This window comes from Micromonospora sp. NBC_00421 (assembly GCF_036017915.1).
Classification (GTDB): domain Bacteria; phylum Actinomycetota; class Actinomycetes; order Mycobacteriales; family Micromonosporaceae; genus Micromonospora.
In genome coordinates this window covers 7,101,902-7,117,287 of the sequence record NZ_CP107929.1, presented here as the reverse complement: position 1 = coordinate 7,117,287, position 15,386 = coordinate 7,101,902, and the positions used below count along the sequence as shown (strand labels likewise).

Below are 15,386 nucleotides of genomic sequence, written 5' to 3'. Positions count from 1 at the left end.
CCGCACGGCTCGACCGGCTCGACACAGGGAGAAGGCTCTGAACACCGACGCGAGGCAGCAGGAACAGTCCATGGGCGTGGCCCACGGATGGTGGACCGAGGCCGTCATCTACCAGATCTATCCGCGTTCCTTCGCCGACTCCGACGGCGACGGCATCGGTGACCTGCCCGGCATCACCGCCCGGCTGGGACATCTGGCCGAGTTGGGCGTCGACGCCGTCTGGCTGTCGCCGTTCTATCCGTCGCCGCAGGCCGACGCGGGGTACGACGTCGCCGACTACCGCGACGTCGACCCGCTCTTCGGCAGCCTGGCGGACGCCGACACGCTGATCGCCGAGGCGCGGGCGAAGGGCCTGAAGGTCATCGTCGACCTGGTGCCCAACCACACCTCGTCGGCGCACACGTGGTTCCGGGCCGCCGTCACCGCCGCCCCCGGCAGCCCCGAACGGGACCGGTACGTCTTCCGCGACGGCCTCGGCCCGGACGGCGTCGAACCGCCGAACGACTGGCAGAGCGTCTTCGGCGGCCCCGCCTGGACCCGGCTCGTCGAGCCCGACGGGCGGCCCGGCCAGTGGTACCTGCACCTGTTCGACACCGCCCAGCCGGACCTCAACTGGGACAACCCGGAGATCCGCGCCGAGTTCCTGGACGTGCTCCGGTTCTGGCTGGACCGGGGCGTCGACGGTTTCCGGGTGGACGTGGCGCACGGCCTGATCAAGCAGGCCGACCTGGCCAACTGGGAGGAGCCGCAGGAGATCCTCTCCGGCAACGAGGTGGACAAGCCGCGCCCGCCGATGTGGGACCAGGACGGCGTACACGAGATCTACCGGGACTGGCGGCAGGTGCTGGACTCCTACGACGGCGAGCGGATCCTGGTCGCCGAGGCGTGGGTGGAGCCGGCCGAACGGATCGCCCGCTACGTACGCCCCGACGAGATGCACCAGGCGTTCAACTTCGAGTACCTGCTCGCCGCCTGGACGGCTCCCGCCCAGTACGCGGTGATCACCCGCTCGCTGGAGGCCACCGACGCCGTCGGTGCCCCCACCACCTGGGTGCTCTCCAACCACGACGTCATCCGGCACGCCTCCCGGATGGGCCTGTCGGCCAAGGGCGGCCGGCCTAACGGCATCGGCATCGGCGACCCCCAGCCGGACGCCGCGCTGGGCCTGCGCCGGGCACGGGCGGCCACCCTGCTGATGCTGGCCCTGCCCGGTTCGGCCTACCTCTACCAGGGTGAGGAGCTGGGACTGCCGGAGCACACCACGCTGCCCGACGAGTCCCGGCAGGACCCGACCTGGGAGCGCAGCGGCCACACCCAACGCGGCCGGGACGGCTGCCGGGTGCCGATCCCGTGGGAGGCCGACGCCCCGTCGTACGGCTTCGGCCCGACCGACGCCAGCTGGCTGCCGCAGCCGCCGCTCTGGGCCGAGTACGCGCTGGACCGGCAGCAGGGGGTGCCCGGCTCGACCTACGAGACGTACCGGACCGCGTTGCGGCTGCGCCGCGAGCACGGCCTGGGCCGGGGCACCCTGGAATGGCTGTCCTCGGGCGACGAGGCGCTGAGCTTCCACAACGCCGGGCTGACCGTGCTGACCAACTTCGGTGCCGCCGCGGTGCCGCCGCCGGCCGGGGAGTTGCTGCACAGCAGCGCGCCGCTGGACGCCGACGGCCGGGTCCCCACCGACGTGACGGTCTGGGTCCGCCCCTGATCCCCTCCCGGTCCAGGCCCCGGCGCCGGGCCGGTGCCTGGACCGGACGCCGGGCCGGTGCCTGGACCGGACGCCGGACGCTGGGCAATCGGCGCTGGGCCGGGCGCTGAGGCGTCAGCAGGCGGCTGGTGCACAGGCGGAACGTGGCACCCCGGTAGTTCCGGTCGCGTCCTTTAGAGCTGATGACGTTAGCGATTCACAGCCGGGAGTCACCGGGCGAGCCCCACCCAACCACCAGCCCTCGTCTTGACCACCAGCCGTGGCCCCGACCACCAGTCCTCACCCCGACCACCAGCCCTCGTCCCGACCACCGCACCGACCCTCACCCCGACCGGTGGCCCACACCGGACCCCCTCACCCGCCGTCGCCCCGACCGGTGGCCCTCGTCCCGACCACCGCACCGACCCTCACCCCTACCGGTGGCCCACACCGGACCCCCTCACCCGCCGTCGCCCCAGCCGATGGGCCCACACCTCGACCGGGTGGCCCCGTTTCCTTTTGATCGTCCCCGGTTGGTGACACCTCGGTCGGGCGGCCCGGTTCGACTTCCTGCCCCTGTCGTACGCATGATCGGGGCGCTGTCGTCGGGTCGGATGACGTTGATGAACCACTGATAGGGAGACCACCCGAACCGGGGCTGAGGCGTACGCCCCCGATCGGTGATTCGTTAACGTCATCAGCTCTAAAGGATGCGACCGAGGTAACCATGGCCTCCCGGAAAGCTGCGGTGACCAGGCCCGCGCCGCCCGGCGGAAGACCGTGACAGCCACGAACGCGACCGACCCATCCGTACCCGAAGGCAACCATGACGAGGCCCGCGCACCGGCCGCGGCCGATCCGTGGGCCAACAGGTCGGCGCAGAGCAGGCCCAAAGCAGGCCCAAAGCAGGCCCAAAGCAGGCCCAAAGCAGGCGCAGAGTAGGCGCAGAGTAGGCGCAGAGTAGGCGCAGAGTAGGCGCAGAGGGCCGTTTCAGCGACGTTCGGCGCGGCGGTGCAGCAGGTCGCGTACCGCCTCGATGTCGCGGGGCGAGGTGCGCGAGGCCAACCAGTACATCAGCCCGGTGGGGATGAAGAAGAGTTGGAACGCGGCCAGCCCGACCGCGTAGTTCAGCGGCGGTGGGAAGGCCGCCCGCAGGGCGTGGAAGACCGCCCCGACCAGACCGTTGCCGGCCGCCCGACCCACCCCGTTGACCAGGTTGCCCAGGCTGTAGACGGTGCCCCGGTGCTCCGGCGGGTTGACGTCGGCGATCAGGGCGAACCAGTTCGGTGAGTTCGCCGAGGTCAGCGCCAACGCGACGACGGCGGTGAGCAGGCTCAGCCCGACCGTCGGTTCGGTCACCACGCTGGCCAGCACCGCAGCCACCACCGCGCCGGTGCCGCCGCCGTCGGGCACGTCGATCCGGATCGGCACGAAGAACAACACCAGGTAGAACGGCAGCGCCGCGAGGACGCCGACCGCCGCGACCAGGGCCCTCCCCCGGGGGGTACGCCGTTGCAGCGCGTCCCCGGCCAGCCCGCCGACGATGGAGAACACCCCGCCGAGCTGGAACAGGGTGGCGAAGACGCTGCCCACCACGACCGCCGTCGCCGCCGAATAGCCCTGGTCCTGGGCCCGCTCGGCGAACAGCACCGGCAGCCACACCAGCGAGCCGAACGCCGCCTGCGCGGTGAGGCCCTGGAGGATCAGCCACCTGTTGGTCCGTCGGCCCAGGATTCGCGGCAGGTCGGCCCGGGTGATCCGGTAGTCGTACTCGACGCCGGCGTCGATCGCCTCGGCCAGCTCCGGCTCGCTCTGCCCGCGCCGGATGTCGTACGTCAGGAGGTAGGCCACCGTGGCGACCAGGCCGACCACGGTGAGCAGCAGGAACGGGCGTCGCCAGTCGGTGGCACCGAGCAGCCCACCGGTGAGGGTGCCGGCCAGGGTGCCGACCCCCTGGGACAGCCCCCAGAAGCTCATCACGAGGCCCCGTCGGCGCGGCGAGATCAGGTCGGTGACCACGGAGAACCCGACCGAGCCGACCGCGCCCAACCCGATCGCGGCGACCAGTTGCGCGGCGAGGAACGTCGGGAAGCCGGTGGCCAGGGCGCTGCCGCCGGTGCCGGCCGCCCAGACCAGCGTGCCCACCATCAGCAGCGGCTTGCGGTTGGTCCGGTCGCCGACGTACGCCCAGGCCACCGCAGCGACCGCGCTGACCAGGAAGCTCACCGCCGTGACCAGGCCGAGCATCCGCTGCGGCACCCCCAGCGCCCCGGAAATCGGCCCGTACAACGGGGGCACCAGCCCGATCGCCACGTTGTCCAGCGAGGCGAGCACCACGAACACCACGACGCTGTAGAGGCGGTGCACCGCGTTCCCGCGCCGGGAGATCCTGCTGCCGGTCATGTCCGGCAGCCAACCAGGTACGCCTCCCGTCCCGACGACCGGCCCCACCGGACCGGCACTACCGGGCCGGGCCGCCGGACCGGCCCCGCCGGGCGACCCCGGTCGTCGGCCGGTGACCGATCCCCCGTGCATCGGTCACCGGCCGACGACGTCGGCCGGGTGGGTCACTACTCCCCGGTCGCGGCCACCCGGTCGAGAGTACGGTCGCGGGCCTCGGCGTACCGCTGCCTGATGGCGGGGACGGGCTCCGCCGCGTACTCCTCGGTGTCCTTGGGGGCCCAGGTGGGCGGGGTCGCCCCGCCCAGGGCGACCCAGGCGGCCTGGCGGGCCGCGCCGTCGGCGACGTACTCCCCGGGCGGGGGCACGACCACCGGGCGACCGAAGACCTGCGGCGCGATCCGGCGGACCGCCGCCGAGCGGGCCCCGCCACCGACCAGGATCACCCGCTCGACCGTGGCCCCCTGGGCGACCAGCGCGTCGAGACCGTCGGCCAGCGCGCAGAGCATCCCCTCCACCGCCGCGCGGGCCAGGTGGGCCGGGGTGGCGGTACGCAGGGTGAGGCCGTGCACCGAGCCGGTGGCGGTGGGGCGGTCCGGGGTCCGCTCCCCCTCCAGGTAGGGCACCATGACCAGGCCGTCCGCCCCGGGCGGGGCGCTCAACGCCAGGTCGGACAGCTCGTCGAGGTCGACGCCGAGCAGCGCCGCCGCCGAGTCGAGCACCCGGGCCGCGTTGAGCGTGCAGACCAGCGGCAGGAACCGGCCGGTCGCGTCGGCGAAGCCGGCCACCGCGCCACCGGAGTCGGCTGCCGGCGTGTCCGCCACCGCGAAGACCGTGCCGGAGGTGCCGATCGAGACGACCACGTCGCCCGGACCGGCCCCGACGCCGAGCGCGGCGGCGGCATTGTCCCCGGTGCCGGGACCGAGCAGGACGTCCCCGCCCGGCAACGGCGAGCCCGCAGCGCCGTCGGGCCGGCCGGCGTCACCGACCGGCACCGCCCGACCGTCGCCCAGCACGGTCGGGTCCAGCACGCCTGCCTGGTCGGCCGGGCCGAGTACCGTGGGCACTTCGACGACCCTGCCGAACGCCCGCTCCAGCAGGTCAGGACGGTATTGCCCGGTCGCCGGGGACCAGTAGCCGGTGCCGCTGGCGTCGCCCCGGTCGGTGCGCAGCGCCGCCAGCCCGGGGGCGCCCGCCAACCGCCAGGTCAGCCAGTCGTGCGGCAGGCAGACGGCGGCGACCCTGGCCGCCCGCTCCGGCTCGTGCCGGGCCAGCCAGCGCAGCTTGGTGGCGGTGAAGCTGGCCACCGGGACCAGGCCGACCGCGTCGGCCCAGAACCGGCGGCCTGTCTCCCCACCGCCGGCCTCGGCGATCAGGTCCCGGGCGGCGTCGGCCGACCGGGTGTCGTTCCACAGCAGCGCCGGCCGGACGACCTCACCCGCCTCGTCCAGGCAGACCATCCCGTGCTGCTGGCCGGCGACCGACACGGCCGCCACGTCGGCCAGCCCGCCGGCCGCCTCGACGGCGGCCAGCAGGGCATCCCACCAGGCCCGTGGGTCGACCTCGGTGCCGTCCGGGTGCGGCGCGCGGCCCTGTCGGACCAGCACGCCGGTCTCCGCGTCCCGGACGACCACCTTGCAGGACTGGGTGGACGAGTCCACCCCGGCGACGAGCGGCATGTCGGGCCGCCTCAGCGCGCGCCGAGCAGGTGCTCGACGGCGAGCTGGTTGAGCCGGACGAAGCCGAAGCCCTTCGCGGCCGTCGCGTCCACGTCGAAGTCCTCGAACGCGGACCGGTCGGCGAGCAGCTCGGCGTAGCCCTCGCCCGCGCTCAGCGTGGGGCTGGCCAGTTCGTCGACCTTGCTGGCGGCGAGCGCCTCGGCCACCTCCGGGTCGGCCCGGAACGCCGCCGCCCGCTCCTTGAGCAGCAGGTAGGTGCGCATGTTGGCCTCGGCCGACGCCCACACCCCGGCGATGTCCTCGGTACGGGAGGGCTTGTAGTCGAAGTGGCGCGGACCGTCGTACGCCGGGCCACCGTTGGGGCCGCCGTTCTCCAGCAGGTCGACCAGGGCGAACGCGTTCATCAGGTCACCGTGGCCAAAGACCAGGTCCTGGTCGTACTTGATGCCCCGCTGGCCGTTGAGGTCGAGGTGGAACAGCTTGCCCTGCCAGAGCGCCTGGGCGATGCCGTGGGCGTAGTTGAGCCCGGCCATCTGCTCGTGCCCGACCTCCGGGTTGAGACCGACCATCTCGGGCCGGGCCAGCTCGGAGATGAACGCCAGCGCGTGCCCGACGGTGGGGAGCAGGATGTCGCCGCGCGGCTCGTTCGGCTTGGGCTCGATGGCGAACCGCAGGTCGTAGCCCTGGTCCACGACGTACTGGCAGAGCACGTCGACGGCCTCGCGGTAGCGGTCCAGCGCGGCCCGGATGTCCTTGGCCACGTCGTACTCGGAGCCTTCGCGGCCACCCCACATGACGAAGGTCTTGGCGCCCAGCTCGGCGGCGAGGTCGACGTTGCGCAGCACCTTGCGCAGCGCGTAGCGACGGACGTCGCGGTCGTTGCTGGTGAAGCCGCCGTCCTTGAACAGCGGGTGGGTGAAGAGGTTGGTGGTGACCATGGGCACGACCAGGCCGGTCTCGTCGAGCGCCTTGCGGAACCGGGCGAGCTGGGCCTCCCGGGCGGCGTTGTCCGCGCCGAACGGGATCAGGTCGTCGTCGTGGAAGGTGATGCCGTACGCGCCCAGCTCGGCGAGCCGGTGCACGGCCTCGACGGCGTCCAGCTCGGGGCGGGTGGCGTCACCGAACGGGTCACGGGCCTGCCAGCCCACCGTCCAGAGCCCGAAGGAGAACTTGTCGGCAGGAGTGGGACGGGGTGCCATGGCAGACCTCCGGTGGTGATGATGGTGGCGGTGGGTGTGTCGCGCACAATTTGTTCAGTGGTTGAATTAAATGGCGGGGCTGTGGCACTGTCAAGGGGTGACCGACACCCGGACCGCCGGCGCGGTCCGCCAGGGAAGCCTGCGCGAACTCAACCTCGCCGTGGTGCTGCGGCGGATCGCCACTACCGGTCGGCCGCCCTCCCGGGCCGAGATCGCCGCCGACACCGGCCTGACCCGGGCCACCGTCTCCGCCGTCGTCGACGACCTGATCGCCGGGCGGCTGGTCACCGAGGCCGACCCCGCGCCCCGCACCGGCGCCGGCCGACCCGCCCGGGGGCTGCTGCTCGGCGACACCGGCCCGGCCGGGCTCGGGCTGGAGGTCAACGTCGACTACCTGGCCGCCTGCGTGGTGGACCTCACCGGTGCCGTCCGACACCACGAGGTACGCCGGGTCGACCTGCGCCCGCTCTCCCCCGCCGACGCGCTCGCCGGCCTGGTCGCCCTGGCCACGCGGGTGAGCGCCGCCGCCGCCGACGCGGGGCTGACCCTGGCCGGGGCGGCCCTGGCCGTGCCGGGCCTGGTCGACGCCCACGGACTGGTCCGGCTCGCCCCCAACCTGGGCTGGCGGGACGTGGACGTGCCGGGCCTGCTCGCCGCCCACCCCGCCCTCACCGACCCGGTCGACGGGGTGCCGGCACTGCTGGTGGAGAACGAGGCGAACCTGGCCGCGCTCGGCGAACTGCATGCCCGCCCCGGCGGGCCACAGAGCTTCCTGCACGTCTCCGGCGAGATCGGCATCGGTGCCGGGATAGTGCTCGACGGGGCGCTGTTCCGGGGCTCCCGGGGCTGGAGCGGCGAGCTGGGCCACGTACCCGTGGATCCCGGCGGCCCCACCTGCCGCTGCGGCGCCCGGGGCTGCCTGGAGACGTACGCCGGGCAGGAGGCGGTGCTGGCGGCGGCCGGGCTGGCGGGCGCGGACCTGCCGGCCGACACCGCCGCCCGCCGGCTGGCCGACCTGGCCGGGGCCGGCGACCCGGCCGCGCTCGCCGCGCTGCAGGCCGCCGGCACCGCGCTCGGGGTGGCCGTCTCCGGCGTGGTGAACCTGCTCGATCTGGACACCGTCGTGCTCGGCGGCGGATACGCGACACTCGCGCAGTGGCTGTGCCCGCCGGTGCTGGCCGAACTCGACGACCGGGTGCTCACCAGCGGGTGGTCCCCGGTCACGGTCCGCCCGGCGGCGCTCGGGGCCGAGTCCGCCGCCGTCGGCGGGGCCGGTTCGGTGGTACGTCGGATCATCGCCCGTCCGTCCGGGTGGCTGTCCCGCCCGGACTGACCCCCTGCGCGCTGGGCGATCACCGCCCCACCTCGGTACGCTTTCCCTGCGGCAAGGATTTTTCTACCGAGGAGAGCACTCCCAGCATGCGCAGAGGTCGACAGGCCGACGCGCCCGGCGACCGGCGGTGACGACGACCCACCGGGACGGGCCCGTCGGCCCGGCGGGTGGGGGTGCCCGGGCGGCGCGCACGCCGGCCGACCCGTCACCGGACCAGCCGTCGCCGACCGACCCGCAGCTCGCCCGTGAACTGCTCGACGGCCTCGCCGAGGCGGTGGTCACCACCGACCACGCCGGGCGGGTCACCCTGGCCAACGCGATGGCCGGGCACCTGCTGCCGGAGCTGACCCCCGGCACCGACCTGGCCTGCGGCGCCGTGCCGGCGCTCGCCCGAGCGGTCGCCCAGGGCATCAGGACGTTCGCCACCGAGCACCACGGCCGCCGGCTGCGGGGCGAGGGCCGTCGGCTCGCCGCCGGTGGTCACGCCTGGTACGTGCGGGACGTCACCGACGAGCAGGCGCGGGCCGACGCGCTGCTGGCCGAGCGTGCCCGCACCACGTTCCTGGCCCGCGCCGGCAGCCGGCTCGGGCTGTCCCTGGACCGCGCGCAGACACTGCGGGCCGCGGTCACCCTGCCGGTGCCCTACCTGGCGGACGCCTCGCTTGTCGTGCACCGGTCGCCGCAGCCCGGCGGAGACCTCCCGCGCTGGCTCCGGTACGCCGACGGCGAACCCGGCCCGGTCGAGGTGCCCGGCGGTGCGGGGCTGATCGACGAGGTCCCCCGGCTCGTCGAGGCACTCGGCGACGAGCCCACCGACCCCGGTCCCTGGCTCGACGCCGACCCGGCCGTCCTGGCCACCGTGCTGCCGGCGAGCTTCGGCCGCCCCGGCACCGTGCTGGTCAGCCCGATACTCAGCCCCGGCCGACCGGCCGGCGCGCTGATCCTGGTCCGCCGGGCCGGCCGGGCCGGGTTCGACCCACGCGACATCGAGCTGGTCAGGGAATTCGCCGCCCGGGCCGGGTCGGCGGTGGCAGCCGCCGAGCTCTACGGTGCGCAGGCCCACCTGGCGCGGGTGCTCCAGCAGAGCCTGCTGCCCCCACGGCTGCCCCCGGTGCCGGGGGTCACCCTCGCCGGCGGCTACCGGGCCGCCGGGGACACCCTGCGCATCGGCGGCGACTTCTACGAGGTCTTCCCCACCGCCACCGGTGCGCTGTTCGCCCTCGGGGACGTCTGCGGCAAGGGGGTCGGCGCGGCCGTGCTCACCGGGCGGGTACGCCAGTCGTTGCGGACCCTGCGGCTGGTCGAGCAACGCCCCCGGGAACTCGTCGCACTGCTCAACCGGGCGTTGTTCGACTTTCCCGACACCGCCCGGCGTGGCCAGTTCACCACCCTGCTGCTGGGCACCACCGAACCGGAGCCCGACGGCGGCGTACGGGTCCGCATCGCCGGTGGCGGGCACCCGTCCCCGATCGTGGTACGCGCCGACGGGAGCACCGTCGCGGTCCGGGTGGGCGGGATGCCGATCGGGGCGTTCGCCTCGGCGACCTTCGCCGAGGCGGAGATCCGGCTCGCCCCCGGGGAGCTGCTGCTGGCGTACACCGACGGGGTGACCGAGGCGCGCGGCGGCCCGGCGGGCGTCGAGATGTTCGGCGAGCACCGGTTGCGCCGGGCGCTCGCCTCGGTGGCCGGGCTGCCACCGGCCACCGTGATCGACCGGCTGCGGCAACTCGTCGACAAGTGGCTGGACGGGGAGAGCCACGACGACATCGCGATGCTGGCCGTCCGCGCGGCGTACCCGGCCTGACCGCACCCGGGCGGCGGGGTCAGGCCGTGCGGACCACCGACGGACCGTCCGGGGACGTCCGGGGCCGCACCGGCGGGGGTGCCGCCGACCGGAACTCGACCACCGGACCGGTCGCCCCCTCCCGTGCCCGCGCCACCCGGTCGAACTCCACCAGCCCGTGCAGCAACGCCTGCCGCCCCTCGCCGCTCATCTCGGCCAGCACGTCGGCGAGCCGCTGGCGACGGTCCCGACGCAGCTCGCCGAGGAGGCGAGCCGCCTCCGGGGTCAGGTGCAGGGCGATCTCCCGCCGGTCCTGCCGGCCCGGTTCCCGCTCCAGCATGCCGGCGGCGACCAACCGGTCACAGAGCCGGCTCGCCGAGGAGAGCAGCATGTCCAGCAGGGCGGCGAGCCGACGGAGGTTGATCCCGTCGTGCCGTTCGACCACCATGACGGCGCGCAGCTGCGCGCTGGACAGCCGGCTGGTGGTGCTCTCCCGGGCCGCCTCCCACACGGACAGCAGGGCCCCCGCCGCGGCGTCCAGCTCGGCGACCATACTCATGTCTGGTCCACGAGGACCAATTTCTTCGGCCATGGTGGGCCCGAGACTACCCCCCTTACCAGGGGATCTGCGCTGTCAGGAGGCGTGATGACGAGCGGCGGCGAGGCCCGGGCCCGACAGGCGCTGACCGAGGCGCCGGCAGATCTGCTGCTGGACCGGCTCGCCGACGAGCTGGCGCGGGCCCATCGGATCACCGGCGTGGAGCTGTTCCAGGTCGACTACCGGCTGTCGGTGCTGCTGCCGCTGGGCGACGGGGAGCCGCTGACCGGCCCGGGGCACCCGGCCTGGCGTTGCTTCGACCACCAGCAGCCGGTGCGCGCCGACGGCGTCGGCTGGTTCCCGGTCGGGATGCGGGGTGAACGGCGCGGGGTGCTGCGGTTGACCCCGGTGCCCGACGACCCGACGACCGTCGAGGAGCTGGCCCGCATCGCCACCGCCCTGGGGCACGAGCTGGCCGCCGTCACCGCCGGCACCGACGTCTACCGGGCCTCCCGCCGGGCCCGCCGGCTCACCCTGGCCGCCGAGATGCAGTGGGAGCTGCTGCCGGGGCGCAGTCGGGACCGTCCCTCGTTCCGCCTCGCCGGCCAGCTCGAACCGGCGTACGCGGTGCGCGGGGACAGCTTCGACTGGTCCGACGACGGCGACCGGCTGTGGCTGTCGACGATCAACGGCACCGGCGAGGGGGTGGCCGCCTCGATGCTCACCGCGCTGGCCACCCACGCGCTGCGCAACGCGCGCCGGGGCGGGCTCGCCCTCGCCGACCAGGTCGCCCTCGCCGACCAGGCGATCTACGCCCTGCACCGGGGTGAGCAGCACCTGTCCGCACTGGTGATGGAGCTGGACCTGGCCACCGGCGTGTTGACGGCGGTGGACGCCGGGTCACCCCGGCTGGTGCTGCTGCGCGACGGCGAGGTCAGCGAGCAGGTGCTGGAGAAACAGTTCCCGCTGGGCATGTTCGAGGACACCGACTACCGGCATCAACGCTTCGAACTGCGCCGCGACGACCGGCTCTTCGTACTCAGCGACGGCGTGATCGACGCGACCGGTCAGCAGGTCCGCTACGGGGAGGCGGCGCTGGACCGCTTCCTGCGGCGTACCGGCCCGATGACGCCGCTGGACGCGGTCCGTTCGCTCATCGGCGACCTGCGTGCCTTCGTCGCCGGCGACCTGATCGACGACGCGGTGGTGGTCTGCCTGGACTGGACCGGCCCGCAGCCGTGAGCCTAGGCCGGGCCGGGCCGGGCCGGGCCGGGCCGATGCCGGGGGCCGGGATCGGCGGCCGGGGTCAGTAGGCCCCGCGGCCCCGCAGCACCGCGCCGAAGGTCTTCCACAGGATGGTCAGGTCGGCGGCGAGCGACCAGTTCTCCACGTAGTAGAGGTCCAACCGGATGCCGTCCTCCCAGCTCAGGTCGGACCGGCCACTGACCTGCCAGAGGCCGGTCATGCCGGGCTTGACCAACAGCCGGCGGGCCACGTCGCCGTCGTAGCGGGCCACCTCGGAGGGCAGCGGTGGGCGGGGACCGACCAGGCTCATCTGGCCGAGCATCACGTTGACCAGCTGGGGAAGCTCGTCGAGCGACCATTTGCGCAGCAGCCGCCCGATCCGGGTGACCCTCGGATCGTCCCGCATCTTGAACATCAGCCCGTTGGTCTCGTTGCGGACGGCCAGCTCGGCGAGGAGCGCGTCGGCGTTGACCACCATGGTGCGGAACTTCAGCACGCCGAACTCCAGGCCGCCCTGCCCGACCCGGGTCTGCCGGAACAGCACCGGGCCCCGGCTGTCCAGCTTGACGGCCAGCGCGATCACCGCCACCAGCGGCAGCAGCAGCAGGAGTGCCACCGCGGCGGCGGACCGGTCGACGAACTCCTTGACCAGCTTGCGGGCACCCCGGAACTCGGGCGCCTCGACGTGGATCAGCGGCAGGCCGGCGACCGGCCGGGTGTGGATGCGTGGACCTGCCACGTCGGTGAGCGCGGGGGCGACGACCAGGTCGATCCCGGTGCCCTCCAACTGCCAGCCGAGCCGGCGCAGCCGGGTCGCGGTCAGCTCGCCGGACGCGGTGACCGCCACGGTGTCCGCGCCGATCGCGGTGGCCGCCTCCGGGATGCCCCGCAGGGAGCCGACCACGGGCACGTCGCTGAGCCGTTGCGGCACCGGGGCGAGCAACGCGTCGGGAATGCACGCGCCGACCACGTGGTAGCCCGCGTACGGCTCCCGGCGCAGGGTGTGCACCAGCTCCAACACGTGCGCGGTGTCCCCGACGACGAGGACCCGACGGGACCAGCCGCCACCCCGGCAGCGGGCCCGGTGCAGCGCCTTACGGGCGGCGAACCGGGTGACCACCAGGCCGACCGTGCCGACGGCGAAGGAGATGCCGAGGAAGCCCCGGGAGACCCCGGCGTCGAAGATGTACCCGGCGATCGCGACCCCGCCGGCGAGTCGCAGGCTGGCCCCGCTGACCCGCCGGTACTCGTCCGCGCCGTAGCCGAGCACCCTGTTGTCGTAGCAGCGCAGCGCCTTGAGCGAGACCAACCAGACGAGCACCAGGGCCGGGGCCACCACCACGTACGGGATCTCGGAGCCGCGCGGCACCGCGTCGCCGAACCGGGTGGCGTAGCCGGCGAGGACCGCGAGCGACAGCACGGCGGTGTCCAGCACCACGAGCGTGCGTACGTAGCCCCGCTGGCTGGTCTGGGATCGGGTACCCGCCGATCGGCCAGCTGGCGCCGACGGCGGAGTACGGACGGGCGTGGACAGCGTCGCCGGGGTCACCCAACCTCCCCCACATCACACTGGTCGCTTCCGGGCCTGGTGTTCACCGGTGCGGGCCCACCACCGGGGCGCTCCCAACATCCTGCCCTACAACGACGTACACCGATTGCTTCGGACGCATTACCGTCAGTTTCTCTACCCGGCCGGAGCCGGAAAGGGCACCACTGCACCGGTTTGCCCGGCGCGGCGGGTTCCTCTGCTCTGTGTGAGGGCTCAGCGAGGTGCGTTCGGACGCAACGCGATGGCCTTCAGGAAGATGTCACCGATCTTGGACGGGTCCTCGGTGACGAAGGCGCCGCCACCTGTGACGTTGGTGATCGACTGGAGTTCGGCCTTGGAGACCTCGCTACCAATGCCGATGACGACCACCTGCACCGGCCGCTCCGGGTCGTTGAGTTGCTTGAGCCGGCTGATCAGGGCGGGTTGGGAGATGCCGTCGTCGTCCTCGTTCTTGCCGTCGGTGAAGAGCACCACCGAGTTGACCCGGCCGGGTTCCCAACCGTCCTGGACGGTCTTGTACGCCGCCAGCATGGTGTCGTACAGGCCGGTGTCGCCGCTGGACGGGCGGATGCCGGCGAGCCCCTGCTCCAACTTGCCCCGGTTGCCGGACAGCGGGTTGATCGGCTCGATCTCCCGCCAGTCCCGCGAGCCGACCAGCTTGGTGGAGAAGGTCCACAGCCCGATCGACCAGGAGTCGTCGAAGAGGTTCAGGCCCCGGCTGGCCGCCGCCACGGTCACCTGCTCCCGGCTGGCGTTGTTGGCCGACGGGACCGGGGTCTTCATCGAGCCGGAGACGTCGATGACGCAGAGCATCCGCCCCGACTGGGTGGCGATCGACCATCCGGAGACCGCCCGGTCGATGGCCACCGGGTCCAGGCCGCCCGCGGCGGTCCCACCGGCCGGGGGCACGGCCGTACCGCCGCCGGCCGGGCTCGGCGCACCCTGTGGCGCCTGGAAGCCGTCGCCCCAGTTGCCGTCCGGGGCGCGCAGCGACTGGACCGCCAGCCGGTTCTTGAAGCCCTGCGTGGTGAGCAGTTCGAAGAGCACCTTCGCGGCCGACGACTTGGCCTGGTCGATCCCGGGGAGCACCGCGTACGGGTAGTCCAGCGGCATCGGCGACGGCTCCAGGTAGAGCGCGGCCAGCGGGATCGGCGGCTTGGTGCTGTTGTATGCGATGACGTCTTCCTCGGAGAGCGCGGCGGCACCGAGCGCGCTGGCGATGGACGTCGGGTCGTTGGAGCGTGGGAACCGGGCCAACAGGTCCTGCCGCAGCGCCGAGCGACCGGTGGCCAGTGCCCGCAGGGCGGCCGTGGTCGCCTGCTGGGCGTCGCCACCGCCGCCGCTGGCGGCGGCGGTGAGGGAGAGCAGGCCGGAGAGCCCGGCGGCGTCCTGGGTCGGCTCGACGATGCCGGCCCGCAGGGGCTTGTCGCTGCGTACGGCGCGCAGCATGTCGTTCCAGGTGAGCTTCTTGTCCGGCCAGCCGAACTTGGTGGCGGCCACCGGCTGTGGCATGGCCACCACGACCGGGCTGCGGGCGATCGAGGCGCCGTTGCCCGGCGCGAACGCGGTGGCGCCGCCGCTCTTGAGGCGCAGCAGCCAGGTCGACGAGTCGGGAATCCAGACGTCGGGGGTGACCGCGGTGCCGCTCGCCTGCCCCACCCCGGCGAGGCTGGCCCCGTGCTTGCTGGCCACCGCGGCGGCCACCTCCACCGGCTCGGAGGCGGTGACGTTCACCTTGATGCAGGTCCCGCCGACAGCGGCCCCGTCCGCCATCCACTGGGCCGCCGCCGCCTCGACAGCCGGCGCGACCTCAGGCGCGGCAGCCACGCCGAGCTGGATCTCACCGGAACAGGACGGTCCCGCCAACTGCTGGTAGCCGACCCAGGAACCCGCGACCACGACGACGAGCGCGGTCGCCGCCGCGGCGGCGCCCGCTCCACGGATTGTTGAACGCATGCGATGGCGGCCAGACA

At 73.8% G+C, this 15,386-nt stretch carries 10 protein-coding genes; 4 read left to right on the top strand and 6 right to left on the bottom strand.

The genetic code is table 11. From position 1 onward, the window contains the following. Positions 1-70 precede the first annotated feature (70 nt). Positions 71-1,708, top strand: a complete 1,638-nt coding sequence (locus tag OHQ87_RS30720) for a glycoside hydrolase family 13 protein (RefSeq protein ID WP_328343564.1) — start codon at positions 71-73, stop codon at positions 1,706-1,708. 969 nt (positions 1,709-2,677) lie between these two features. Here OHQ87_RS30720 and OHQ87_RS30715 read toward each other — a convergent pair. The 3 genes from OHQ87_RS30715 to xylA all read right to left on the bottom strand — a co-directional run bounded on the left by OHQ87_RS30715 (position 2,678) and on the right by xylA (position 6,965). Then, complete coding sequence (locus OHQ87_RS30715) at positions 2,678-4,090, bottom strand: MFS transporter (protein WP_328343561.1); 1,413 nt, start codon at positions 4,088-4,090, stop codon at positions 2,678-2,680. Between the two features lie 167 nt (positions 4,091-4,257). Continuing rightward, positions 4,258-5,766, bottom strand: coding sequence for a xylulokinase (locus OHQ87_RS30710; protein WP_328343559.1), 1,509 nt, complete (start codon positions 5,764-5,766; stop codon positions 4,258-4,260). An 11-nt stretch (positions 5,767-5,777) separates the two neighbouring features. Continuing rightward, entirely contained in the window at positions 5,778-6,965 is a 1,188-nt protein-coding gene (gene xylA / locus OHQ87_RS30705; RefSeq protein ID WP_328343557.1) for a xylose isomerase, read from the bottom strand. A 70-nt stretch (positions 6,966-7,035) separates the two neighbouring features. Between xylA and OHQ87_RS30700 the strand changes: the two genes are divergently transcribed. After that, positions 7,036-8,298 carry an ROK family protein gene (locus OHQ87_RS30700; protein WP_328343555.1) on the top strand — a complete coding sequence of 421 codons (1,263 nt, stop codon included), beginning with the start codon at positions 7,036-7,038 and terminating at the stop codon, positions 8,296-8,298. Between the two features lie 127 nt (positions 8,299-8,425). After that, on the top strand, positions 8,426-10,102 hold the full coding sequence (locus OHQ87_RS30695; protein ID WP_328343553.1) for a PP2C family protein-serine/threonine phosphatase: 1,677 nt from the start codon (positions 8,426-8,428) through the stop codon (positions 10,100-10,102). A gap of 19 nt (positions 10,103-10,121) precedes the next feature. Here the strand turns inward: OHQ87_RS30695 and OHQ87_RS30690 are convergent, their stop codons facing one another. Beyond that, positions 10,122-10,640: a MarR family winged helix-turn-helix transcriptional regulator gene (locus OHQ87_RS30690; RefSeq protein WP_328343551.1), complete on the bottom strand. Its 519-nt coding sequence runs from the start codon at positions 10,638-10,640 to the stop codon at positions 10,122-10,124. Between the two features lie 87 nt (positions 10,641-10,727). On the opposite strand from OHQ87_RS30690, the gene OHQ87_RS30685 reads away from it, so the two are divergent. Next, a complete protein-coding gene (locus OHQ87_RS30685; protein ID WP_328343549.1) occupies positions 10,728-11,861 on the top strand; it encodes a PP2C family protein-serine/threonine phosphatase in 1,134 nt (377 codons plus the stop codon). A 64-nt stretch (positions 11,862-11,925) separates the two neighbouring features. Here OHQ87_RS30685 and OHQ87_RS30680 read toward each other — a convergent pair whose 3' ends face one another. After that, positions 11,926-13,413: a sugar transferase gene (locus tag OHQ87_RS30680; protein ID WP_442930625.1), complete on the bottom strand. Its 1,488-nt coding sequence runs from the start codon at positions 13,411-13,413 to the stop codon at positions 11,926-11,928. Between the two features lie 213 nt (positions 13,414-13,626). Further along, a complete protein-coding gene (locus OHQ87_RS30675; RefSeq protein ID WP_328343547.1) occupies positions 13,627-15,369 on the bottom strand; it encodes a VWA domain-containing protein in 1,743 nt (580 codons plus the stop codon). Positions 15,370-15,386 lie beyond the last annotated feature (17 nt).